Genomic DNA, 22,244 nt, shown 5'->3' on the forward strand with positions numbered 1-22,244 from the left:
CCGGCGCGAGCGCCCGCGGCCGGCCGCGCGGCGGTTTTACCCGGCGAATATGTCGGGCATGGCGAGCGGCCGGCTGACGGTCTCGGCATAGCGCCGGCGCGCATCGGCACGGCGATGGCCGCGCTCGTCGGTCGGCAGGCGCAGCGCCGACAGGAGCTGGCGGATCTCCTGGCGCGCGGCCAGATGCGACAGCGTCGGCTTCGAGCCCAGCACGTGCTCCTCGAAATCGTCGAGCGCCGTCAGGCCGATCGGGAAGAACTCGCGGAAGATGACGCGCTCGGAGATGCCGTCGGCGATGCGGAAGCCGAGCTGCATCGACAGGTCGCGCAGGCAGCGGTCGATCTTCTGCTCGTTGCGCGAGGTGATGCTCGACATGCGGTTGCGCAGCACGACCCAGTCGAGCACCGTGCCGTCGGTGCGGCGGCGCTCGCGCCGGGCCTCGCGCACGGCGGCGGCATACTGCGAGACCTCGACGATCTCGTGGCTCAGCGGGTCGACGCGCGCCAGCACGTCGAAATCGATGAAGGAATCGTTGATCGGCGTGATCAGCGTGTCGGCGATGCGGTGGGCCAGCCGGTTGAGGAAGCTGTCGGCGCCCGGCGTGTCGATGACCACGAAGTCGTGCGCGGTCTGGATCTCGGCGATGATGCGGCTGAGATGGGCGAACTCCTCGCTCTCGGCGTCGCTGACGCTGTCGCGGCGCGCCGGCGGCACGTGGAAGTGCTGCGGCACCGCGAGGTCGAGGCTGCCCCTGGCCGACCAGCGGCGGCGGTTGTCGACATAGCGGGTGAGCGAGAGCTGGCGGCCGTCGAGGTCGACCGTGGCGACGCGGTGGTCCTGCTTGAGAAGCGCGACGGCGATGTGCATCGCCGTGGTCGACTTGCCCGAGCCGCCCTTCTCGTTGCCGCACACGATGACATGCGCGTTGCCGCGATCCGATGCGGCCGGCTTCGCCGAAAAGCCCGTCTCCCACATGGCCGTACTCCACACCCGCTGGAAAGATGCCTGCTTTCGCGGCTTTTTTCAACGCTGCGGCGGGGACGGCTTCCAGCCATGGTAAAGTGTGTCCGCGGCCGGACAGACCGGCGGACGCGCAGCGCTACAGCAAGCCGAGCTCGGCGAGTTCGCGATGCAGCGCCGGCGGCAGGTCCTCGTCGCCGCCGGCGGCGAGGTCGGCCGGCGCATCCTCGGCCCGCAGGTAGCGCCAGCCCTGGAACGGCCGGCGCGGCTGGAAGGCGGTGCGCACGAGCTGCGGCGCCATCACCAGCCGGCAGCGGCCGACGCCCTCGCCATCGGTGAAGGGGCGGATGTCGATCAGCGGCTGGCGGCACTGCACGGTGCCCTTGATGACCCAGTAGAGCGAGCCGCCGTCGAGCAACGCGTCGCGGCGCTTCGGCACCATGCGGGTGGTGTGGATGCTCTCGGCCGGTTCGCCGCGCCGCCGCTTCTCCTCCAGCCGGTGGGCGATCCAGCCTTCGAGATCCTCGACGCTGTCGCAGCCGACACACAGTTTCAGCAGGTTGAGGGCCATGGCCGAGGATGTAATGGCGCGGCGCGCCCGGTCAACGCGCGGCAGCGGTTCTCCACAGGGCGGCTCAGCATTCGATGACGTTGACGGCCAGCCCGCCCTGGCTCGTCTCCTTGTAGCGCTCGCTCATGTCGTGGCCGGTCTGGCGCATGGTCTCGATCGCCGCGTCGAGCGGCACGAAATGCGTGCCGTCGCCCTTGAGCGCGAGCGAGGCGGCGGTCACCGCCTTGACCGCGCCGAGCGCGTTGCGCTCGATGCACGGCACCTGGACCAGCCCGCCGACCGGGTCGCAGGTCATGCCGAGATGGTGCTCGAGCGCGATCTCGGCGGCGTTCTCGACCTGCGCCGGCGTGCCGCCCATCACAGCGGCGAGCCCGGCCGCCGCCATCGCCGAGGCCGAGCCGACCTCGCCCTGGCAGCCGACCTCGGCACCGGAGATCGAGGCGTTGTGCTTGACGATGCCGCCGACGGCCGCCGCCGTCAGCAGGAAGTCGCGGATGCCGCCATGCTCGGCGTCGACGTGGAAGCGCTGCCAGTAGCGCAGCACCGCCGGCACGACGCCGGCCGCGCCGTTGGTCGGCGCCGTGACGACGCGGCCGCCGGCGGCGTTCTCCTCGTTGACGGCCATGGCGTAGACCGACAGCCAGTCGTTGGCGAGCAGCGGGTTCGGCCGGTTGGTGCGCCACTCGTCCTCGAGACGGTCGTGAAGCTGGCGTGCGCGGCGCCGCACCTTGAGCCCGCCGGGCAGCGTGCCGTCCTGCGACAGGCCGCGCTCCATGCAGGCGTGCATCGCCTGCCAGATGCGGTCGAGCCCGGCGTCGAGCTCGGCGCGCGACATGCGCGTCTCCTCGTTGGCGCGCTTCATCTCGGCGATCGACAGGCCGCTGGCGGCCGCCATGTCGAGCATCTGCCGCGCGCTGGCGAAGGGATAGGGCACGTCGGTCGCCGGCGGCCGGTCGCCGGCCGCCTTGAGCGCCTGCAGCTCCTCCTCCGACACCACGAAGCCGCCGCCGACGGAATAGTAGACGCGCCGCAGCAGCAGCCGGTCGTCGGCATCGAAGGCGCTGAAGGCCATGCCGTTGGCGTGGCCGGGCAGCGGCGTCTTGCGGTCGAGCAGCAGATCGCTTTCGGGATCGAAGCGGTAGGCCGGATGGTCGGGCGGCGCGACGCGCCGCGCGGCGGCGATATCGGCGAGCATCGCCTCGGTGCGGTCGGGATCGACCGTCAGCGGCGTCTCGCCGGCCAGGCCGAGGATGACCGCCCGGTCGGTGCCGTGGCCGACGCCGGTGAAGGCGAGCGAGCCGTGCAGGCTGACGGCAAGCCGCGCCACCCGTGCGCCGGCCGGGCGCGGCCAGTCGTCGCCGGCGATCTCGTCGAGAAAGCGGCGGGCCGCCGTCATCGGCCCCATCGTGTGGGAGCTCGACGGGCCGATGCCGATCTTGAACAGCTCGAATACCGACAGGAACATGCAGCGCCTCCAGATCGCACGGGCGCGGGCCCGCGGCCCGATCCTTAGACCATGATGCCGAGCGGCGTGAAGCCACTTACCGATGACCGTGGCCTTGCCGGTCGCCTTCTCCGCGTCCAGAACCGTTCTGGTTTCACGGAATCGCAGATCGGCTCCAGCTTTTTGTTTCGACGCGTTTGTGGACGGCGAACCGGATTCCACTGCGCCTGGAAACGCTTTGGCCTGACGCGTTTGTGGACGGCGAACCGGTTCCCACTTCGCCTGGAAACGCTTGTTGGCTTGACGCGTTTCCGGACGGCGAACCGGTTCCCACTTCGCCTGGAAACGCTTTGGCGCCGCCGGCCGCGCATCCGGCCGCACCATGCTCCAGCCGGCCGGCGGATGCCGGGCCTGGCCGCGACGGCGCGTCGTCGGCCAGCGACATGGGCCGGCGCGGCGACGGCGCCAAAGGAAAGGCGCGGCGTTGCCGCCGCGCCCTGCCCGTCTCTGTCGCCGCTCCGCGTTTCGGCCGAATCGCAGAGCGGCCTTGATGCGTCGTTCCGATCCGTCTCCCGGTGGCGAACCGGTTGCCCCTTCGCCCGGGAACGCGCCGGACCCTTTCGAGACGTCAGCTCGAGGCAGCGACCACCGCTGCCGTCTCGGCCCCGGCAAACAGCCAGGCGAGCAGGATGATGCCGGCGAAACCGATCACTGCCTTGGCGGTGACGCCCCAGCAGGATTTGTGAACGCTGTCGTCCATGATTATCCCGTGCTTGTTGTCGTCGGGTCGGGGGCGATTCGCTCGCGCAACGCCGACCGTCACGGCGTCCGGATACTCCGCCTGCAGCGCGCCTGCAACCGCAAATGCGGCGAGGCCGGGGCGCAAACGGGACAGCGGACCGAAGCGGCCGGAAAAGATTCTTTTATTTCAAGTTCTTGGCTTGTTCGCGCCGTTCACCATTCGTCAACAGGTGTGGCGAATTCGCGGCGTCGTCCGGCGCTTCCCGCGGAGCTGGCAGCAGCGTGCGCGTGCGCCCCGTCAGCCGATAGGCGACAAGGCCGATCCATTCGCGGATGGCGAGCGAGGTGTTCTCGAGCGAGTCGAGCGCGTTGTCCTCGGCCGGCCCGATGCATTCGGCGCCGCTCGTGCGGTAGTCGGTCGGCCACGGCACGACGGCGAAGCCCTGGGCGCGGAAGACGCCGACGGCGCGCGGCATGTGGAAGGCCGAGGTGACGAGCAGCCAGGTCTCGCCCGGCGCCGGGTCGGCCAGCCGATGCGCGTTGACCGCGTTCTCGTGCGTGTTGCGCGCCGCGTTGTCGAGCAGCAGCCGCTCGCGCGCCACGCCGAGCGCGGCCAGGAGGCGCGGCGCGGTGGCCGCGTCGCCCTCGCCTTCGAGCAGCAGCGCGCTGGTGCCGCCCGTCACCAGCACGCGCGCGTCCGGATGGCGGCGGGCGAGAGCGGCGGCTTCGACGAAGCGGTCGCCGGCGCTGTTGAGCTCGTAGCCGCCGCGCACGCGGTTGACGCCGCCTTCCAGGCCGCCGCCGAGTACGACGATGCCGGTGACCGGTCCCGCCAGCGTCGGCGGCCGGACGAAGCGGTCCTCCAGGGGATGCATGAGGAGCGCGCCGAGCGTCGTCCAGCCGGCCAGCGCCAGGATCAGAAACGCGCCGCCGACCGCGCCGGCGGCGGTGCGCCGCCAGCCCGCGGCGAGCAGGACGAGCGCCGCGGCAAGCAGGATCAGCGACAGCGAGAACGGGCTCGCCAGCGCCCAGAAGACCTTCGACAGGACGAAGAACACGGCGCCGCCTCCCGTCCCGGCCGGCTCAGCCGTCGGCCGCGCCGGCGGCGAGCGGCTCGTCGGGCGCGGCGAAGCGGGCGACGAATTCCTGCAGCAGCACCAGCACCGCCTCCGCCTCGCGGTCTTCGAGGCCGATGCCGACCGTGTGGTCGCTGCCGTCCAGCGTGAAGCCGATGCGTCCGGCGGTCGGCCCGTAGACGCCGCCCGCCCGGCGCCGGTCGACGAGCCGCAGGCCGGTGATGCGCGCGGCCTCGTAGAGCCGCCGGCGCTGCAACGGGCCGATGCCGGACTGCGCGACGAGCACGCCGTCGTCGAGCAGGAACAGCCGCTCGCTGCCGGCCACCTGCCAGGCGATGCCCGCGGCGACGGTGAGCCCGCCGACCGTCCAGGCGACCAGCCACAGGGCGAGGAACAGGAAGACGGGCAGCGGCGCGCCCTCGGCGATGGTGGCGAGGACGAAATACTCGCCCGCGCCCCAGCCGGCGAGCCAGACCAGCAGGAACAGGATCATCGGCAGCGAGCGGCGCGCCGGGTTGTAGATTCCGGTGCCGTCGCCGGTGCGGCGGATCAGGATGCGGCTGCCGACGGCAGCCGGCGAGATGACGGGTTCGGTGTCGGGCGCGGCTACCACCAGCGCCGCGGCGCGAAGTGGCCGGCCGCCTCCTCCAGCACGTGGGCCGTGGCGAACAGCGTTTCCTCGTCGAACGGCCGGCCGATGAGCTGCAGGCCGAGCGGCAGGCCCTTGCCGTCGAGCCCCGCCGGCACAGCGATGCCCGGCAGGCCGGCCATGTTCACCGTCACGGTGAAGACGTCGTTGAGGTACATCTTGACCGGGTCGGCGGCCATGTCCTGATCGCCGATGCCGAAGGCGGCCGACGGGGTCGCCGGCGTCAGGATGGCCTCGACGCCGGCCTCGAAGACGTCCTCGAAATCCTTCTTGATCAGCGTGCGCACCTTCTGGGCGCGCAGATAGTAGGCGTCGTAGTAGCCGGCCGACAGCACGTAGGTGCCGATCATGACGCGGCGCTTGACCTCGGCGCCGAAGCCCGCCGCGCGCGTGTTCTCGTACATCTCCAGAAGGTCGCGGCCCGGCACCCGCAGGCCGTAGCGCACGCCGTCGTAGCGGGCCAGGTTGGACGAGGCCTCGGCCGGCGCGACGATGTAGTAGGCCGGCAGCGCATATTTGGTGTGCGGCAGCGAGATGTCGACGATCTCCGCCCCCGCCGCGCGCAGCCAGGCGATGCCCTGCTGCCACACGGCCTCGATCTCTCCGGGCATGCCGTCCATGCGGTATTCCTTCGGAATGCCGATGCGCATGCCCTTCACCGAGCGACCGATCGCCGCCTCGTAGTCGGCCACCGGAACGTCGGCCGAGGTCGTGTCCTTGTCGTCGACGCTGGCCATCGACCTCAGCAGGATCGCCGCGTCGCGCACGTCGCGCGCGATCGGCCCGGCCTGGTCGAGCGAGGAGGCGAAGGCGACCGTGCCCCAGCGCGAGCAGCGGCCGTAGGTCGGCTTGATGCCGACGGTGCCGGTGAAGGCGGCCGGCTGGCGGATCGAGCCGCCGGTGTCGGTGGCGGTCGCGCCGGCGCACAGCCAGGCGGCCACGGCGGCCGCCGAGCCGCCCGACGAGCCGCCGGGCACCAGCGCCTTGTCGTCGCCCTCGGCGCGCCACGGATTGACGACCGGGCCGTAGTGGGACGTCTCGTTCGACGAGCCCATGGCGAACTCGTCCATGTTGAGCTTGCCCAGCATCACCGCGCCGTCGGCCCACAGATTGGCCGTCACGGTCGATTCGTAGGGCGGCCGGAAGCCGTCGAGGATGTGGCTGCCGGCCTGGGTGTGCTCGCCCTCGGTGGCGAACAGGTCCTTGACGCCGAGCGGAATGCCCTCGAGCGCGCCGGCCGTGCCGGCGGCCAGCCGCGCGTCGGAGGCCGCCGCCATGGCGCGCGCCTTGTCCGCGGTCACCGCGACATAGGCGTTGAGCGTCGGATTGGCCGCCTCGATCGCCGCCAGATAGGCGTCGGTCAGCTCGGCCGCGGTGATCTCGCGCTTCTCGAGGCGCGCGCGCGCCTCGGCAATCGTCAGGTTCGTGAGTTCGCTCATCGGGCGTCCGTTCGGGCTGCGTCGGCGCCGCTCGGCGCCCTGGAAGGATAGTCCGGCCGCGGCGCGCCGCGATGGCCGGGCCCGGCTGCGCAGCGCGCGCAGCCGCGGCGGTCGGGGGCGGCCACCGCCTACTCCACGACCTTGGGCACCAGGAAGAAGCCCTCCTCGCTGGCCGGCGCGTTGGCCAGGATGTCGGCGGCGCGGCCGCCGTCGGTGACGGCGTCCCGGCGCTTCTTCATGGCGATCGGAATCACCGAGGTCATCGGCTCGACGCCCGTCACGTCGACCTCGCCGAGCTGCTCGACGAAGCCGAGAATGGCGTTGAGCTCGCCCGTCATGCGCTCGGCATCGTCCTCGCCGATGGCGATGCGTGCGAGATGCGCCACGCGCTTGACCGTGTCCCTGTCGACCGACATCGTGCTCTCCGAAAGGCTGCTTCCCGAAGCCGATCTGCTTTTCACGGAATCGCAGACCGGCTCCAAGTTATTGCTTTGACGCGATTGCGAACGGCGAAATGGTGTCCACTTCGCCTGCAAACGCTGCAGGACCGCCCGTGCGCTATACTGGCGGCGGCTCCGGCACGCAACAGCGCAGACGCGCGGCGCCGCCGCGCGGCGCGGCTACAGCGTCACCGGCTCGCCTATCTTGGGCACCAGCACGTCGGTGTCCGTGCCCTTCATGCCCTCGACGAACGTCTCAGCGCTCGCGTCGATGATCGGGAAGGTGCCGTAGTGGCACGGGATCGCCGTCTCGAACTTGAAGAAGCGGCGGCAGGCGAGCGCGGCGACGGCGCCGCCCATGGTGAAGCGGTCGCCGATCGGCACCAGGCCGATCTTCGGCTCGTGCAGCTCGTTGATCAGCGCCATGTCGCCGAAGATGTCGGTGTCGCCCATGTGGTAGAGCGTCTTGTCGCCCGGGAAGTGCAGCACCAGGCCGAGCGGGTTGCCGAGATAGGTGTTGCCGCCGCCGTCGCCGCCGAAGGAGGAGGAATGCAGCGCATTGACGAAGGTGGTGGTGAAGCCGCCGCAGTCGACGGTGCCGCCGTGGTTGCCGGGGTTGATGCGGTCTTCCGCCGCGCCCTGGCCGACCAGGTACATGCACACCTCGTAGGCCGCGACCAGCATCGCGCCGCTCGCCTTGAGGATGTCGAGCGTGTCGCCGACATGGTCGTTGTGGCCGTGCGTCAGCAGCACGTGGGTGACGCCCTCGGCCGGCCCTTCCCAGCCGCCGTCCCACGACGGATTGCCGCTCAGGAACGGGTCGATCAGGATCCTGGCGTCGCCCGATTCGACGCGGAAGGTGGAATGGCCGTACCAGGTGAGCTGCATGGGAAAACCTCCTCGCTGAACGTCGGCGGCAAGGATAGTGGTCCGCGCGACGCTGTCAAAAGGGGGATGCGACGATGACCGTGGTGGACATCGCGGCGCTGGCCGAGGCGCTGGCGCCCGGCGCGACGCTGGCCGGGCTCGACCTCGGCACCAAGACGATCGGCCTGGCGGTGTCCGACCGCGGCCTGTCGCTCGCCAGCCCGCGCGGCGTCATTGCGCGGCGCAAGTTCACGCGCGACGCCGAGGCCCTGCTGGCGGCCTTCGAGACGGATGCGGTCGGCGGCGTCGTCGTCGGCCTGCCGGTCAACATGGACGGCAGCGAAGGCCCGCGGGCGCAGGCCACGCGGGCCTTCGTGCGCAACATGGCGCGGCTGACCGACCTGCCCTTCGCCTTCTGGGACGAGCGGCTGTCGACGGCGGCGGCCGAGCGCGCGCTTCTCGAGATGGACGTGTCGCGCGCCCGGCGCGCCGCGCGCATCGACGCGGCGGCGGCCGCCTTCATCCTGCAAGGGGCGCTCGACCGGCTTCAGGCGCTGGGCAGGGAACGGGCGCCGAAATAGCGCGCGCGCAGGCCGCGCACCCCGCCGATCAGCGCGCGGCGGCGGCGGAAGCCGTAGATGGCGAAGATCAGCCCGGTGTCGACGACGCAGGCCTTGGCGACCAGGCCGGGAATGATCTCCGGGTCGATGCCGAGCATCTGGCCGTAGAGATCGAAGGCGAGGTCGTGCACGGCGCGGCTGAGGAACAGGTAGCCGAAGTGCATGTCGTTGTAGGACAGGAAGTACCAGCCCCAGAACAGGCCGAGCGGCAGCGCCCAGAAGATCAGGATGTAGCGCATCAGCCGTGCCCCTCGGGCCCTGCCCCCTGCCAGGTGCCGCGCCGCCCCAGGACGCTGGCATGCGCCGCGCCGAGCGCCATCAGCCGGGCGGTGGCGCGGCTTTCGCGGCCGGCCGCGTCGGCCGGACGCGCCTCGCCGGTGCCGCGCAGCAGCACGACGACGTAGCTCGCCACCAGCGCGGCCACCACGGCGGCCTGCGCCTGATCGGCAAAGACGGACAGGCCGGCCGCCTGCGCGCCGACCAGGAGCACCAGCGCGCCCACCGTCGCGAGCCGCGCCAGGGCGAGCGAGTGCCCCTCTTCCACGCAGCGCTCGAACAGCAGGCTGACCGCCGCCCAGAGGAACAGCGCCGCCACCAGCCCGCCGCCGAGCAGCAGAACGAGCCCGCCGCCCGACACCGCGCCGAGGCCGGTCGAGACCGGCCCGGCAACGCGATCGAGGCCGCCGGTCACCGCCAGGGCGAAGGCGATCGTCCAGTAGATCATGAGCAGGGCTGTGAAGAGGCGCGCCATCGTATCCTTTCCTCGTGCTGCGACAGTGGACGCCGCGCCGCGCGCCCGCAACGCATACCATTCGTTAAGGTTAACGGAGCACGGGTCGCGCTTTACAGGCGCGTGCGGCCGGCCTAACAGCAGCGGACCACCATGCCGGCCGTCTTCGAAAGCATCCTGCCGATTTTCCTGCTGATCGCGGCGGGCAACCTGCTGCGCCGGTTTCCCGGCGTCGACAACGCCGCGTGGCCGGGCCTCGAGCAGCTCGGCTTCTGGTTCCTCTACCCGGCGCTGCTGTTCGTCACCATCGTCAACGCCGATTTCTCGGGCCTGGGGCTCGACGCGCTGTTCGCCGCGCTGCTCGCCGCCATCGCGCTGATGATCGTGCTGCTTCTGGCGCTGTGGCCGCCGCTGCGGGCGAGCGGCCTGGTCGCCCGGTCGCAGTATTCCTCGCTGTTCCAGACCGGGCTGCGCTGGAACGGCTTCATGGCGCTGGCGATCGCCGAGGAGCTGTTTCCGCCGGCCGGCGCGGCGGTCGTGGCGCTGGTGATGGCGGTCATCATCGTGCCGGTCAACGCCGCCTCGGTGCTCGTCGTCACGCGTTTCGCGCAGACCGGCGGCGGCTGGCGCCGCGTCTTCCGCGGGCTGGCGCTCAATCCGCTGATTCTCGCCTCGCTCGCCGCGCTGGCGGTGCGCTGGCAGCCGTTCGGGCTCTACGGCCCGCTCAACGAGACGCTCGACCTGGTCGGCCGGGCGGCGCTCGGCATGGGGCTGCTGGCGATCGGCGCCGGCCTGCGGCCGGGCGACGTGCTGCGGCCGCGGCTTTCGATGTGGATCGCGGTGGCGCTCAAGCTCGCCGTCTTCCCGCTGCTGCTGATCTCGATCGCCGTCGGCTTCGGGGTGCGCGGGCCGGAGCTGCACTATCTCGGCCTGTGCGCGGCGGTGCCGACGGCGATGAACGGCTATCTTCTGGCCCGCCAGCTCGGCGGTGACGCCGGCTTCTACGCCGCCGTCGTGACGCTGCAGACGGCGATCGCCTTCTTCACGATTCCGCTCGTCCTGTCGGTGACCGCTCAGCTCGCCTCGGGGTAGAGCATGTCGACGATGGCGCCGGCGTCGAAGCGGGCGTCGAGCATGCCGTAGGTGGCGCGCCACTGGCCGGCCAGCCGGGTTTCCACGAAGGCGTCGGCGATGCGCCCGGCGCCGAGACGGCGCAGCTCGGCGGCGGCCGCCGCCAGCGCGAGCTGCTCGGTGAGGATGCGCGCCGAGCCCTCGTCGGACTGGCACACCCGCATCGCCGCGCGCAGCACCTCCATGGTGCCCTGCCCGACCTCGCCGAGATCGCGGCCGATGCCGTCGAGCACCTCCTCGAACAGGCCGGGCGCCCGGTTGAGGACGCGCAGAACGTCGAGCGCCATGACGTTGCCCGAGCCCTCCCAGATGGCGTTGAGCGGCGCCTCGCGGTAGTGGCGCGCCATCGGCGCCTCCTCGACGTAGCCGTTGCCGCCCAGGCACTCCATCGCCTCGTAGGTGAGCGCCGGCGTGATCTTGCACACCCAGTACTTCACCGCCGGCGTCAGCGCGCGGGCGAAGGAGGCCTCGGCGCGGCTGTCGGCCGCCTCGTCGAAGGCGCGCGCCAGGCGGAACGACAGCGCCGTGGCCGCCGCCACGTCGAGCGCCATGTCGGCCAGGACGCGCGTCATCACCGGCTGGTCGACGAGCGGCTTGCCGAACACCTGGCGGTGGCGCGTGTGATGCACCGCCTCGGCGAGCGCGGTGCGCATGATGCCCGACGAGGCGACCGCGCAGTCGAGCCGCGTCAGCGTCACCATGTCCATGATCGTCTTCACGCCCTCGCCCGGGCGGCCGACCATGTCGGCCTCGGCGGCCACGAACTCGACCTCCGAGGAGGCGTTCGAGCGGTTGCCGAGCTTGTCCTTGAGACGCTGGAAATGCAGCCCGTTGCCGGTGCCGTCCTCGGCGATGCGCGGCACGAGGAAGCACGACAGCCCCTCCGGCGCCTGGGCGAGCACCAGGAAGGCGTCGCACATCGGCGCCGACATGAACCATTTGTGGCCGGTGATGCGGTAGCGGCCGTCGCTAGCCGGCTCGGCCCGCGTCGTGTTGGCGCGCAGGTCGGTGCCGCCCTGCTTCTCGGTCATGCCCATGCCGAGCGTGACGCCGGTCTTGTCGCCGGCCGGACGGTGCGAATGGTCGTATTTGCGCGTCGTCACCAGCGGCGACCAGCGGCGATAGAGCTCGGGGCTGGCCATCAGCGCGGCGAGCGAGGCGCTGGTCATGGTGATCGGGCACAGATGGCCGCATTCGAGCTGCGCCATCATGTAGAAGCGGGCGGCGCGGATCTGGTGGCGGCGGCCCTTCTCGGCGTTGCTCTCCTCCCACACCGAGGCGTGCAGGCCGAGCGCCACCGAGCGGCGCATCAGCGCGTGGTAGGCGGGATGGAACTCGACCAGGTCGGCGCGCCGGCCGTAGCGGTCATGGGTGCGCAGCACCGGCGTCTCGGCGTTGGCGAGGCGGGCGAGATCGACCGCCTCCGGCGTGCGCACGAAGCGGCCGAGCGCATCGAGGTCGCGGCGCACGGGGTCGGCGAAGTCCTCGGCGAGCTGGACAAGAAGCGGGTCGCCGCGCCAGGCATTGGTGCCGGTCATCGGCGGCGGCTGGTTGATAACCTCGTCGGTCACGCATGCTCCTCTCGAACGCCACGCGCCCGGGCCGTCCGCGGCGCGCCGGCCCCCTTATAACCAGAGGCCGGGGGCGCACGCCAAGAAAAACCGGGGAAGACACGGTGCCGCGCACAGGCGCGGCTTGCCGGCGGCGGCCGGGCCGCCTATAGCCGCTCCTCGAGATGACCGCCGCCCCGGATTCCACGCCGTTCCGCCACCGCCACCTGCTCGGCATCCGGCAGCTTTCGCCGCCCGACATCACCTTCCTGCTCGACCGCGCCGACGCCGCGGCCGCGCGCGCGCAGGCCGGCGAGCGCAAGAGCGACGCGCTGCGCGGCCGCACGCAGATCAACCTGTTCTACGAAGCCTCCACGCGCACCCAGTCCTCCTTCGAGCTGGCCGGCAAGCGGCTCGGCGCCGACGTGATGAACATGGCCGTGGCGCGCTCCTCGACCTCCAAGGGCGAGACGCTGATCGACACGGCGATGACGCTCAACGCCATGCATCCCGACCTGCTGGTGATCCGCCACGCCTCGGCCGGAGCGGCCGCGCTGCTCGCCCAGAAGGTCGGCTGCGCCGTCGTCAACGCCGGCGACGGCGCGCACGAGCATCCGACCCAAGCGCTGCTCGACGCGCTGACCATCCGCCGCGCCAAGGGCCGCATCGCGGGCCTGACGGTGGCGATCTGCGGCGACGTGCTGCATTCGCGCGTGGCGCGCTCCAACATCATCCTGCTCAACGCGCTCGGCGCCGCCGTGCGCGTGGTGGCGCCCTCGACGCTGCTGCCGGCCGGCGCCGCGCAGATGGGCGTGCAGGTCTTCCACGGCATGGCCGAGGGCCTGGCCGACGCCGACGTGGTGATGATGCTGCGGCTGCAGCGCGAGCGCATGGCCGGCTCCTTCGTGCCGTCCGTGCGCGAGTACTTCCGCTTCTTCGGCCTCGACGCCGACAAGCTCAGGGCGGCCCGGCCGGACGCGCTGGTGATGCATCCCGGGCCGATGAACCGCGGCGTGGAGATCGCCTCGGAGGTCGCCGACGGCCCGGCCAGCGTGATCCAGGCGCAGGTCGAGATGGGCGTCGCCGTGCGCATGGCGGTGATGGAGGCGCTGATCGCGGCGCGCCGGGCGGAGGACGTCCAATGAGCGTCACGGTGTTCGACAACGCCCGCGTCGTCGACCCCTCGCGCGGCATCGACGCGCGCGGCGCTGTGATCGTCGAGGACGGCACGATCCGCGCCGCCGGTCCGGAGGCGCGCGGCCAGGGCGCACCGGAGGGCGCGGAGATCGTCGACTGCGCCGGCGCGGCGGTGATCCCCGGCCTGGTCGACGCGCGCGTCTTCATCGGCGAGCCGGGTGCGGAGCACCGCGAGACCATCGCCTCGGCGAGCCGCGCGGCGGCCGCCGGCGGCGTCACCTCGCTGGTCATGATGCCGGACACCCAGCCGGCCATCGACGACGTCGCGCTGGTCGAGTTCGTGCTGCGCACGGCGCGCGAGACGGCGGTCGTCAACGTCTTCCCGGCGGCCGCGCTGACCAAGGGCCTGAAGGGCGCGGAGCTGACCGAGTTCGGCCTGCTGGCCGGCGCCGGCGCGGTGGCACTGACCGACGGTCGCGCCACGCTGTCGAGCGCGCTGGTGATGCGCCGGGCGATGACCTATGCCGGCGACTTCGACATCCTGGTGGCGCAGGAAACGCAGGACCCCGACCTCGCCGCCTCGGGCGTGATGAACGAGGGGCTGACGGCGAGCTGGCTCGGCCTGCCCGGCATTCCGCGCGAGGCCGAGGCGATCCCGCTCGAGCGCGACCTGATGCTCGCCCGGCTGACCGGCGCGCGCTATCACGCGGCCAAGATCTCCACCGCGCTGTCGGCCGGTGCGGTGGCGCGCGCCAAGGCGGACGGCGCGGCCGTGTCGGCGGGCGTGTCGATCAACCACCTGTCGCTCAACGAGAACGACGTCGGCGAGTACCGCACCTTCTTCCGGCTGTCGCCGCCGCTGCGCGCGGAGGCCGACCGGCTGGCGATGGTCAAGGCGCTGAAGGATGGCACGCTCGACGTCATCGTGTCGTCGCACGACCCGCAGGACGTCGACACCAAGCGGCTGCCCTTCGCCGACGCGGCGGCCGGGGCGATCGGTCTCGAGACGCTTTTCGCCGCCGCGCTGCGGCTGCACCACAACGGCGAGGTGCCGCTGATGCGGCTGGTCGAGGCGATGGCGACGGCGCCGGCGCGGCTGTTCGGCCTGCCCGGCGGCACGCTGCGCCCCGGCGCGCCGGCCGACCTCGCCGTCGTCGACCTGGACGAGCCGTGGCTGTTGCGCGAGGCCGACATCCGCTCGCTGTCGAAGAACACCTGCTTCGAGGGGGCGCGGCTGCAGGGCCGGGTCTTGCAAACCCTGGTGGCCGGCCGCACAGTGTTCCGTCTCTAGCGCATCGCGCGGGCGGGCCGATGACGGCCGGCCACGGCGATGCGTCGCTTCATCAGCCGTCAGCGCCCGGCGTCCCGGCAGGAGGATGCGGCGCGCCGGCGGGTCTTTTCGGGGGTCGTTGCCATGTCCGAGGCCGTCTGGTCCGACGCGCTGCCGATGCTGATCGCCGGTCTCGTCTTCGGCTACCTGCTGGGGGCGATCCCGTTCGGCCTGCTGCTGACGCGCATGGCCGGGCTCGGCGACGTGCGCACGATCGGCTCGGGCAACATCGGCGCCACCAACGTGCTGCGCACCGGCAACAAGGGACTGGCCGCGCTGACGCTGACGCTCGACGCCGGCAAGGGCGCGATCGCCGTGCTGCTGGCCGCGCTCTACGGCCCGCCGGCCGCGCTGGCGGCCGGCTTCGGCGCCTTTCTCGGCCATCTGTTTCCCGTCTGGCTCGGCTTTCGCGGCGGCAAGGGGGTGGCGACCTATCTCGGCGTCCTGATCGCGATCGCCTGGCCGGCCGCGCTGGTCTTCGCGCTGGCCTGGCTCGGCACGGCCTTCGTCACCCGCTACTCCTCGCTCGCCGCGCTGGTGGCCGCACTCGCCGTTCCGGCCGCGCTCGTGCTGATGGGCGACGCGGATGCCGCGATCCTGTTCGCGCTGATGAGCCTGATCGTCTTCGTCAAGCACCGCGCCAACATCGCCCGGCTCGCCGCCGGCACCGAATCACGCATCGGAGCCAAGGGGTGACGCCGCCGTCCGGCGGGGCGGCACGCCGCCTGTCGGACCGCCAGCGGCTCAACTGGCTGCGCCTGATCCGCACGGAAGGCGTCGGCCCGGCCACCTTCCGCGACCTCATCAACCGCTTCGGCTCGGCCGAAAGCGCGCTCGACATGCTGCCGGAGCTGGCCGCGCGCGGCGGCTCGGCGCGCCGACCGCGCATCGCCAGCGAGGCCGAGGCGCAGGCCGAGATGGCGCGCGCGGCCGCCTTCGGCGCCCGTTTCGTCGCCGTCGGCGAGGCCGACTATCCGCCGGTGCTGCGCCACATGGACGCGCCGCCGCCGCTGATCGCGGTGAAGGGCGAGGCGGCGGTGCTGCAGCTTCCGGCGGTCGCCATCGTCGGCGCGCGCAACGCCTCACTCGCCGGCATCAAGTTCGCCCGCCGGCTGGCCGCCGAGCTCGGCCGCGAGGGTTATGCCGTGGTCTCAGGCCTGGCGCGCGGCATCGACGCGGCCGCCCACACCGGCAGCCTCGACACCGGCACCATCGCCGCGCTCGCCGGCGGGCTCGACCGCCCCTACCCGCCGGAGAATGTCGACCTGTGCGAGGCGATCGCCGCGCGCGGCGCGCTGGTCTCGGAGATGCCGTTCGGCTGGGAGCCGCGGGCGAAGGACTTTCCGCGCCGCAACCGCATCGTCGCCGGCCTCGCGCTCGGCCTCGTCGTGGTCGAGGCGGCGCGGCGCTCCGGCTCGCTGATCAGCGCCCGGCTGGCCGGCGAGATGGGACGGCTCGTCTTCGCCGTGCCCGGCTCGCCGCTCGACCCGCGCGCGGCCGGCACCAACGGCCTGCTCAAGCAGGGCGCGATCCTGGTGACCGGCATCGACGACGTGGTCAGCCAAGTGGCGCCGCTCGCCGGCCGGCCGCCGCCGGTGCCCGACGCGCTCGACGAGCCGCCCGACTTCTCCGCCACGCCGCCGCCCGGCGACGACGACCGCGCCCGGGTGGTCGAGGCGCTGGGGCCGACGCCGGTCGATGTCGACGAGATCATCCGCCACACCGGCCTGCATCCCGCACAGGTCTTCATGATCCTGCTCGAGCTCGACCTCGCCGGCCGGCTGGAGCGCCATTCAGGAGGCGCGGTCTCGCTTCTCGTCGACGATGCGTGAGGGCCGCTCGCCGCGCAGGATGTCGCCGGCCTCCACATAGGCCATCTCGATCAGGTAGGCGAGCATGTCGCAGCGCTCCGCCTCGGCCATGCCGCGCAACTGGCCGAGCATCGCCTGCATGTAGTCGAGGGTGGCTGTCCGGCGGCGCTCTTGCTGGTCCGTCATCGGATCGTGCTCCCCGCTGCCGCGGCCGGCCCCGCCTCTGCGGCGTTCCCCGGGGCCGCGGCACCTTCAACCAAGAGGGGAAGCGAAGTGCAGCGCATTGTCTATAAATTGCACGGTTCGAAAATGCGCGCAATGGTTGTATCCGGTGGTGCTGCGGCGCGAATTTCGGCCGCCGCCCTTGACCGCCAGTCAAAGCGCCGCCATGTCACAGCACCGCGAAACCAGAAGCCGCCGGCCGCCGATCATCCGCGCCGGACCGGGGAAAATTGCCGCTCATGAACGTCGTCGTCGTCGAATCCCCCGCCAAGGCCAAAACGATCAACAAGTATCTCGGCAAGGACTACAAGGTTCTGGCCTCCTACGGCCATGTCCGCGACCTGCCGCCCAAGGACGGCTCGGTGCGGCCGGACGAGGACTTCGCCATGTCGTGGGCCGTCGACAACGCCTCGGCCAAGCGGCTCAACGAGATCGCCCGCGCGGTGAAGGAGGCCGACGGGCTGATTCTCGCCACCGACCCCGACCGCGAGGGCGAGGCGATCTCCTGGCACGTGCTCGAGGTGCTCAGGCAGAAGCGCGCGCTCAAGGACAAGCCGGTGCGCCGCGTCGTCTTCAACGCGATCACCAAGCAGGCGGTGCTCGACGCGCTGAAGAACCCGCGCGACGTCGACGCGCCGCTGGTCGAGGCTTATCTGACGCGCCGCGCGCTCGACTATCTGGTCGGCTTCACGCTGTCGCCGGTGCTGTGGCGCAAGCTGCCCGGCGCGCGCTCGGCCGGCCGCGTGCAGTCGGTCGCCCTGCGCCTGGTGTGCGACCGCGAGGCCGAGATCGAGCGCTTCGTGCGCGAGGACTACTGGCAGATCGCCGCGCAGCTGCGCACGCCGCGCGACGACGGCTTCGAGGCACGGCTGACCGCGCTCGACGGCAAGAAGCTGCAGAAGCTCGACATCAAGAGCCAGGAGGAGGCCGACGGCATCAAGGCGATGCTGGAAGCGGCCACCTTCCGGGTGCTGTCCGTCGAGGCCAAGCCGACGCGGCGCAACCCGGCGCCGCCCTTCACCACCTCGACGCTGCAGCAGGCCGCCTCCTCGCGGCTCGGCTTCTCCGCCTCGCGCACCATGCAGGTGGCGCAGCGCCTCTACGAGGGCATCGACGTCGGCGGCGAGACGGCCGGCCTGATCACCTACATGCGGACCGACGGCGTGCAGATGGCGCCGGAGGCGCTCGACGCGGCGCGCCGGGCGATCGGCGACACCTTCGGCGCCCGCTACCTGCCGGAGAAGCCGCGCCACTATTCGACCAAGGCGAAGAACGCCCAGGAGGCGCACGAGGCGATCCGCCCGACCGACTTCACGCGCACGCCGGATTCGGTGCGCGGCAAGCTCGACCCCGACCAGGCGCGGCTCTACGAGATGATCTGGAAGCGCGCTGTGGCGAGCCAGATGCAGGCCGCCGAGATCGAGCGCACCACCGTGGAGATCGAGGCCGCGGGCGACGGGCGCAACGCAGGGTTGCGGGCGACCGGTTCGGTCGTGCGTTTCGACGGCTTCCTCGCCGCCTACACCGAGCACAAGGACGAAGACGCCGAGGACGAGGAGAACCGGCGCCTGCCGGAAATCCACGACGGCGAGACGCTAGCCCGCGAGACGGTCACCACGACCAAGCACACCACCGAGCCGCCGCCGCGCTACACCGAGGCCTCGCTGATCCGCAAGATGGAGGAGCTCGGCATCGGCCGGCCGTCGACCTATGCCGCGACGCTGAAGACGCTGGTCGACCGCGACTACGTGTCGATCGACAAGCGCCGGCTGACGCCGCAGGCCAAGGGCCGGCTGGTGACCGCCTTCCTGGAAAGCTTCTTCGACCGCTATGTCGAGTACGACTTCACCGCCGACCTGGAGGAGAAGCTCGACCGCGTGTCCGACGGCAAGCTGTCCTGGAAGGAGGTGCTGCGCGACTTCTGGCGCGACTTCTCCGGCGCCGTCGACGACATCAAGGAGCTGCGCGTGGCCGACGTGCTCGACGCGCTCAACGAGGAGCTGGCGCCGCTCGTCTTCCCGCCGCGCGAGGACGGCGGCGACCCGCGCACCTGCCCGCGCTGCGGCGAGGGCAAGCTGTCGATCAAGCTCGGCCGCTACGGCGCCTTCGTCGGCTGCTCCAACTATCCCGACTGCGGCTTCACCCGCCAGCTCGGCGAGGCCGGCGGCGACAACGAGGCGCTGGAAGCGGCTAATGACGGCAACAAGCCGCTCGGCAGCGACCCGCACACCGGCGAGGAGATCACGCTGCGCTCCGGCCGCTTCGGGCCCTACGTGCAGCGCGGCGAAGGCAAGGAGGCCAAGCGCTCCAGCCTGCCGCGCGGCTGGAAGCCGGAGGAGATCGACCACGAGAAGGCGCTGGCGCTGCTGTCGCTGCCGCGCGACGTGGGCCAGCACCCGGAGACCGGCAAGATGATCTCGGCCGGCATCGGCCGCTACGGCCCCTTCCTGCTGCACGACGGCAGCTACGCCAATCTCGAGACGGTCGAGGACGTCTTCACCGTCGGCCTCAACCGCGCCGTCTCGGTGATCGCGGAGAAGAAGTCGAAGGGCGGCCGCGGCCGTACGCCGGCCGCGCTCAAGGACCTCGGTCCGCATCCCGACGGCGGCGGCAACGTCACCGTGCGCGACGGCCGCTACGGCCCCTATGTCAACCACGGCAAGGTCAACGCGACGCTGCCCAAGGGCAAGGACCCCGAGGGCGTGACGATGGACGAGGCGGTCGAGCTGATCGCGGCGAAGGCGGCCAAGGGCGGCAAGAAACCGGCCCGCGGGCGCAAGAAGGGCTGACGGCTTGGCCCGCGCCCCCGGCCGCAAGGCGCCTGCCGGCGACAGGGCGGAAAGCCGCCTGCCCTCGCGCGAGGCGGTGCTGCGCTTCATCGCCGAGAATCCCGACCGCGCCGGCAAGCGCGAGATCGCCAAGGCGTTCGGCATCAAGGGCGGCGACCGCGTGTGGCTCAAGGACACGCTGGCCGCGCTGCAGGACGAGGGGCTCGTCAAGAAGCGCGGCAAGCGGCTGGCGCGGCCCGGCAGCCTGCCGGGCGTGATGGTGCTCGACATCGTCTCGCGCGACGCCGGCGGCGCGCTGATCGCCCGCCCGGCCGAGCGTGACGTCGACGCGGACGAGGCCGAGACGCTGGTCGCCATCCGGCCCGGCCGGCCCGGCCGCGGCCCCGCGCCCGGCGTCGGCGACCGGGTGCTGGCGCGGCTGTCGCCGAGCGACGCGGACACCGGCCCCGCCTATGCGGGGCGGGTGATGAAGGTCTTCGAGAAGCGGCGCCAGACGGTGCTCGGCGTGGTGCGCGGGCTGGCCGACGGCACGCACCGCCTGGTGCCGATCGAGCGCGGCAAGCCGGAGCTGGCGCTCGAGGGCGGGCTCGGCGCGGCGTCCGACGGCGACCTGGTCGAGGCCGAGCCGGTGCGCGGCCCGCGCCACGGGCTGCCGCGCGCGCGGGTCGTGTCGGTGGTCGGCGACCAGGTGACCGAGAAGGCGGTCTCGATGATCGCCATCCACGCGCACGAGATCCCGCACGTCTTCCCGCCCGAGGTGCTGGCCGAGGCGGAGGCGATCGCGCCGGCCGGTGCGAACGGCCGCGAGGACTGGCGCGCCATGCCGCTGGTGACCATCGACCCGGCCGACGCCAAGGACCACGACGACGCGGTGCACGCCGAGCCGGACGACGACCCGAAGAACCCGGGCGGCGTCGTCGTCACCGTGGCGATCGCCGACGTGGCGGCCTATGTGCGGCCCGGCTCGCCGCTCGACCGCGAGGCGCTGAAGCGCGGCAACTCGGTCTATTTTCCCGACCGCGTGGTGCCGATGCTGCCCGAGCGCATCTCCAACGATTTGTGCTCGCTGCGCGAGGCCGAGGATCGTCCGGCGCTCGCCGTGCGCATGACGTTCGCCGCCGACGGGCGCAAGGTCCGGCACGCCTTCCACCGCGTCATCATGCGCTCGGCGGCCAGGCTGTCCTACCCGCAGGCGCAGGCGGCGATCGACGGCGCGCCCGACGACAAGACCGAGCCGCTGCTCGCAGCGGTGCTGCGGCCGCTGTGGGACGCCTATGCGGTGCTGACGCGCGGCCGCACGACGCGCGAGCCGCTCGAGCTCGACCTGCCGGAACGCAAGATCGTGCTCAAGCCGGACGGCACCGTCGACCGCGTGATCGTGCCAGAGCGCCTCGCCGCCCACCGGCTGATCGAGGAGTTCATGATCCAGGCCAACGTGGCGGCGGCCGAGACGCTGGAGGGCAGGCGCCAGGCGCTGGTCTACCGCATCCACGACGCCCCGTCGCTGGCCAAGCAGGAGACGCTGCGCGAGTTCCTCGAGACCCTCGGCCTCAGCCTGGCGCGCGGCGCGCAGATGCGGCCGGCGCAGTTCAACCGCATTCTGGCGCGGGTCGCCGGCTCCGAGCACGAGGAGCTGGTCAACGAGGTGGTGCTGCGCTCGCAGAGCCAGGCCGCCTACGCGCCGCAGAACATCGGCCATTTCGGCCTCAACCTGAAGCGCTACGCCCATTTCACCTCGCCGATCCGGCGCTATGCCGACCTGATCGTGCACCGCGCGCTGATCGCCGCGCTCGGCCTCGGGCCGGACGGGCTGACGCCGGCCGAGGAGGAGCGGCTGGAGGAGACCGCCGCGCTGATCTCGGCCGCCGAGCGGCGCGCCATGGCGGCCGAGCGCGAGACCGTCGACCGGCTGATCGCCGCCCACCTGTCGGCCCGCCTCGACGAGGAGTTCGAGGCGCGCGTGTCCGGTGTCACCAAGGCGGGCCTGTTCGTGCAGTTGCGGCAATACGGCGCGGACGGCTTCATTCCGGTATCGACATTGGGCGATGACTACTATGTGTTCGACGAGGCGCATCATGCGCTGGTCGGCCGCTCGAGCGGCCTCGGCTACCGCCTCGCCGACACCGTGTCGGTGCGGCTGGTCGAGGTGGCGCCGGTCGCCGGCGGCATGCGTTTCGAGATGCTGAGCCCGCCCCGGCCGCAGCCCGGCGGGCGGCGCTCGTATCACAAGGCGAAGCGGCAGAAGCGCGGGCCCCAGCGCGGCGCGGCGAAGCGGCGGACAAGGAGACAGTGATGAGCGAACACACCTTCGGCGGCCAGGCCGCCTCCGCGCGCCCGCAGCGCCCCCTCGTGCCGGCCATGCGGCGCGGCGCGGCCGGCCGCTGCCCGCGCTGCGGCGAGGGCCGGCTGTTCGGCCGCTTCCTGAAGAGCGTTGAGAGCTGCGACGCCTGCGGCGAGACGATCGGCCACCACCGCGCCGACGACCTGCCGGCCTATCTGGTGATCTTCATCGTCGGTCACATCGTGGTCGCCGCCTTCATGGGCGTCGAGGCGGCGACGGACTGGTCGTCCTGGCTGCACCTGGCGCTCTGGGTGCCGCTCACCGTGGCGCTGTCGGTGGCGCTCATCCAGCCGGTGAAGGGCGCCGTGATCGGCCTGCAGTGGGCGCTTTACATGCACGGCTTCGGCGGCGAGCATGCGGCCCTCGAAACGCATCCCGAGCAATGATGCCGCAATG

General features: G+C 72.0%; 22 protein-coding genes. 9 read left to right on the plus strand and 13 right to left on the minus strand.

What is annotated here, in order from left to right:
- Positions 1–36: 36 nt before the first annotated feature.
- The 9 genes from N1F89_RS00675 to N1F89_RS00715 all read right to left on the minus strand — a co-directional run bounded on the left by N1F89_RS00675 (position 37) and on the right by N1F89_RS00715 (position 8,208).
- Positions 37–975, minus strand: a complete 939-nt coding sequence (locus tag N1F89_RS00675) for a division plane positioning ATPase MipZ (protein WP_290080506.1) — start codon at positions 973–975, stop codon at positions 37–39.
- Positions 976–1,099: 124 nt separating this feature from the next.
- Positions 1,100–1,531, minus strand: coding sequence for a DUF1489 family protein (locus tag N1F89_RS00680; RefSeq protein ID WP_290080507.1), 432 nt, complete (start codon positions 1,529–1,531; stop codon positions 1,100–1,102).
- A 64-nt stretch (positions 1,532–1,595) separates the two neighbouring features.
- Positions 1,596–2,996 (minus strand): L-serine ammonia-lyase, encoded by a 1,401-nt coding sequence (locus N1F89_RS00685; protein ID WP_290080508.1) that lies wholly within the window; start codon positions 2,994–2,996, stop codon positions 1,596–1,598.
- Positions 2,997–3,603: 607 nt separating this feature from the next.
- A complete protein-coding gene (locus N1F89_RS00690; RefSeq protein ID WP_290080719.1) occupies positions 3,604–3,735 on the minus strand; it encodes a hypothetical protein in 132 nt (43 codons plus the stop codon).
- Positions 3,736–3,898: 163 nt separating this feature from the next.
- Positions 3,899–4,774, minus strand: coding sequence for a YdcF family protein (locus N1F89_RS00695; RefSeq protein ID WP_290080510.1), 876 nt, complete (start codon positions 4,772–4,774; stop codon positions 3,899–3,901).
- 25 nt (positions 4,775–4,799) lie between these two features.
- The gene (locus N1F89_RS00700; protein WP_290080511.1) at positions 4,800–5,405 is read right to left on the minus strand and encodes a hypothetical protein; all 606 of its coding nucleotides are present in this window, start codon (positions 5,403–5,405) and stop codon (positions 4,800–4,802) included.
- Positions 5,399–6,880: an Asp-tRNA(Asn)/Glu-tRNA(Gln) amidotransferase subunit GatA gene (gene gatA, locus N1F89_RS00705; RefSeq protein ID WP_290080513.1), complete on the minus strand. Its 1,482-nt coding sequence runs from the start codon at positions 6,878–6,880 to the stop codon at positions 5,399–5,401. The genes N1F89_RS00700 and gatA overlap by 7 nt, the downstream gene beginning before the upstream one ends.
- 128 nt (positions 6,881–7,008) lie before the next feature.
- A complete protein-coding gene (gene gatC, locus N1F89_RS00710; RefSeq protein ID WP_290080515.1) occupies positions 7,009–7,296 on the minus strand; it encodes an Asp-tRNA(Asn)/Glu-tRNA(Gln) amidotransferase subunit GatC in 288 nt (95 codons plus the stop codon).
- Between the two features lie 204 nt (positions 7,297–7,500).
- Positions 7,501–8,208, minus strand: a complete 708-nt coding sequence (locus N1F89_RS00715; protein ID WP_290080518.1) for a metal-dependent hydrolase — start codon at positions 8,206–8,208, stop codon at positions 7,501–7,503.
- 74 nt (positions 8,209–8,282) lie between these two features.
- On the opposite strand from N1F89_RS00715, the gene ruvX reads away from it, so the two are divergent.
- Complete coding sequence (gene ruvX / locus N1F89_RS00720) at positions 8,283–8,768, plus strand: Holliday junction resolvase RuvX (protein ID WP_290080519.1); 486 nt, start codon at positions 8,283–8,285, stop codon at positions 8,766–8,768.
- Here ruvX and N1F89_RS00725 read toward each other — a convergent pair.
- Positions 8,735–9,046: a DUF6105 family protein gene (locus N1F89_RS00725; protein WP_290080522.1), complete on the minus strand. Its 312-nt coding sequence runs from the start codon at positions 9,044–9,046 to the stop codon at positions 8,735–8,737. The two genes, ruvX and N1F89_RS00725, sit on opposite strands and share 34 nt — an antisense overlap.
- Positions 9,046–9,558, minus strand: a complete 513-nt coding sequence (locus tag N1F89_RS00730; protein WP_290080523.1) for a hypothetical protein — start codon at positions 9,556–9,558, stop codon at positions 9,046–9,048. The genes N1F89_RS00725 and N1F89_RS00730 overlap by 1 nt, the downstream gene beginning before the upstream one ends.
- A 132-nt stretch (positions 9,559–9,690) precedes the next feature.
- Between N1F89_RS00730 and N1F89_RS00735 the strand changes: the two genes are divergently transcribed.
- Entirely contained in the window at positions 9,691–10,629 is a 939-nt protein-coding gene (locus N1F89_RS00735; protein ID WP_290080524.1) for an AEC family transporter, read from the plus strand.
- On the opposite strand, the gene N1F89_RS00740 is transcribed toward N1F89_RS00735, so the two are convergent.
- Positions 10,611–12,239, minus strand: coding sequence for an acyl-CoA dehydrogenase family protein (locus N1F89_RS00740; protein ID WP_290080526.1), 1,629 nt, complete (start codon positions 12,237–12,239; stop codon positions 10,611–10,613). The genes N1F89_RS00735 and N1F89_RS00740 overlap by 19 nt on opposite strands.
- Positions 12,240–12,403: 164 nt before the next feature.
- Between N1F89_RS00740 and N1F89_RS00745 the strand changes: the two genes are divergently transcribed.
- The 4 genes from N1F89_RS00745 to dprA all read left to right on the plus strand — a co-directional run bounded on the left by N1F89_RS00745 (position 12,404) and on the right by dprA (position 16,517).
- Complete coding sequence (locus N1F89_RS00745; protein WP_290080528.1) at positions 12,404–13,363, plus strand: aspartate carbamoyltransferase catalytic subunit; 960 nt, start codon at positions 12,404–12,406, stop codon at positions 13,361–13,363.
- Complete coding sequence (locus N1F89_RS00750) at positions 13,360–14,646, plus strand: dihydroorotase (protein ID WP_290080530.1); 1,287 nt, start codon at positions 13,360–13,362, stop codon at positions 14,644–14,646. Before N1F89_RS00745 ends, N1F89_RS00750 begins: the two co-directional genes overlap by 4 nt.
- A 123-nt stretch (positions 14,647–14,769) precedes the next feature.
- On the plus strand, positions 14,770–15,381 hold the full coding sequence (gene plsY, locus N1F89_RS00755; protein WP_290080531.1) for a glycerol-3-phosphate 1-O-acyltransferase PlsY: 612 nt from the start codon (positions 14,770–14,772) through the stop codon (positions 15,379–15,381).
- Positions 15,378–16,517, plus strand: a complete 1,140-nt coding sequence (dprA, locus tag N1F89_RS00760; protein ID WP_290080532.1) for a DNA-processing protein DprA — start codon at positions 15,378–15,380, stop codon at positions 16,515–16,517. Before plsY ends, dprA begins: the two co-directional genes overlap by 4 nt.
- Here the strand turns inward: dprA and N1F89_RS00765 are convergent.
- Positions 16,479–16,682: a hypothetical protein gene (locus N1F89_RS00765; RefSeq protein ID WP_290080534.1), complete on the minus strand. Its 204-nt coding sequence runs from the start codon at positions 16,680–16,682 to the stop codon at positions 16,479–16,481. The genes dprA and N1F89_RS00765 overlap by 39 nt on opposite strands.
- A gap of 275 nt (positions 16,683–16,957) precedes the next feature.
- On the opposite strand from N1F89_RS00765, the gene topA reads away from it, so the two are divergent.
- Genes topA through N1F89_RS00780 form a run of 3 tightly spaced genes read left to right on the plus strand, consistent with a single transcriptional unit; the run spans position 16,958 to position 22,234 of the window.
- Positions 16,958–19,507, plus strand: a complete 2,550-nt coding sequence (gene topA / locus N1F89_RS00770) for a type I DNA topoisomerase (protein ID WP_290080535.1) — start codon at positions 16,958–16,960, stop codon at positions 19,505–19,507.
- 4 nt (positions 19,508–19,511) lie between these two features.
- A complete protein-coding gene (rnr, locus tag N1F89_RS00775) occupies positions 19,512–21,800 on the plus strand; it encodes a ribonuclease R (RefSeq protein WP_290080537.1) in 2,289 nt (762 codons plus the stop codon).
- Positions 21,800–22,234 carry a DUF983 domain-containing protein gene (locus N1F89_RS00780; RefSeq protein WP_290080538.1) on the plus strand — a complete coding sequence of 145 codons (435 nt, stop codon included), beginning with the start codon at positions 21,800–21,802 and terminating at the stop codon, positions 22,232–22,234. The genes rnr and N1F89_RS00780 overlap by 1 nt, the downstream gene beginning before the upstream one ends.
- The last annotated feature ends 10 nt before the right edge of the window (positions 22,235–22,244 follow it).

Origin of the sequence: Aquibium sp. A9E412 (genome assembly GCF_030398335.1) — a bacterium.
GTDB lineage: Bacteria > Pseudomonadota > Alphaproteobacteria > Rhizobiales > Rhizobiaceae > A9E412.

Excerpts from the sequence above, each read along its gene's own strand:
- N1F89_RS00685 (WP_290080508.1), bottom strand. The coding sequence starts at position 2,996 with ATGTTCCTGTCGGTATTCGAGCTGTTCAAGATCGGCATCGGCCCGTCG.
- ruvX (WP_290080519.1), top strand. The coding sequence starts at position 8,283 with ATGACCGTGGTGGACATCGCGGCGCTGGCCGAGGCGCTGGCGCCCGGC.
- N1F89_RS00715 (WP_290080518.1), bottom strand. The coding sequence starts at position 8,208 with ATGCAGCTCACCTGGTACGGCCATTCCACCTTCCGCGTCGAATCGGGC.
- N1F89_RS00780 (WP_290080538.1), top strand. The coding sequence starts at position 21,800 with ATGAGCGAACACACCTTCGGCGGCCAGGCCGCCTCCGCGCGCCCGCAG.
- N1F89_RS00690 (WP_290080719.1), bottom strand. The coding sequence starts at position 3,735 with ATGGACGACAGCGTTCACAAATCCTGCTGGGGCGTCACCGCCAAGGCA.
- N1F89_RS00765 (WP_290080534.1), bottom strand. The coding sequence starts at position 16,682 with ATGACGGACCAGCAAGAGCGCCGCCGGACAGCCACCCTCGACTACATG.
- N1F89_RS00725 (WP_290080522.1), bottom strand. The coding sequence starts at position 9,046 with ATGCGCTACATCCTGATCTTCTGGGCGCTGCCGCTCGGCCTGTTCTGG.
- N1F89_RS00750 (WP_290080530.1), top strand. The coding sequence starts at position 13,360 with ATGAGCGTCACGGTGTTCGACAACGCCCGCGTCGTCGACCCCTCGCGC.
- gatC (WP_290080515.1), bottom strand. The coding sequence starts at position 7,296 with ATGTCGGTCGACAGGGACACGGTCAAGCGCGTGGCGCATCTCGCACGC.
- plsY (WP_290080531.1), top strand. The coding sequence starts at position 14,770 with ATGTCCGAGGCCGTCTGGTCCGACGCGCTGCCGATGCTGATCGCCGGT.
- N1F89_RS00675 (WP_290080506.1), bottom strand. The coding sequence starts at position 975 with ATGTGGGAGACGGGCTTTTCGGCGAAGCCGGCCGCATCGGATCGCGGC.
- gatA (WP_290080513.1), bottom strand. The coding sequence starts at position 6,880 with ATGAGCGAACTCACGAACCTGACGATTGCCGAGGCGCGCGCGCGCCTC.
- N1F89_RS00680 (WP_290080507.1), bottom strand. The coding sequence starts at position 1,531 with ATGGCCCTCAACCTGCTGAAACTGTGTGTCGGCTGCGACAGCGTCGAG.
- N1F89_RS00730 (WP_290080523.1), bottom strand. The coding sequence starts at position 9,558 with ATGGCGCGCCTCTTCACAGCCCTGCTCATGATCTACTGGACGATCGCC.
- N1F89_RS00745 (WP_290080528.1), top strand. The coding sequence starts at position 12,404 with ATGACCGCCGCCCCGGATTCCACGCCGTTCCGCCACCGCCACCTGCTC.
- topA (WP_290080535.1), top strand. The coding sequence starts at position 16,958 with ATGAACGTCGTCGTCGTCGAATCCCCCGCCAAGGCCAAAACGATCAAC.
- N1F89_RS00735 (WP_290080524.1), top strand. The coding sequence starts at position 9,691 with ATGCCGGCCGTCTTCGAAAGCATCCTGCCGATTTTCCTGCTGATCGCG.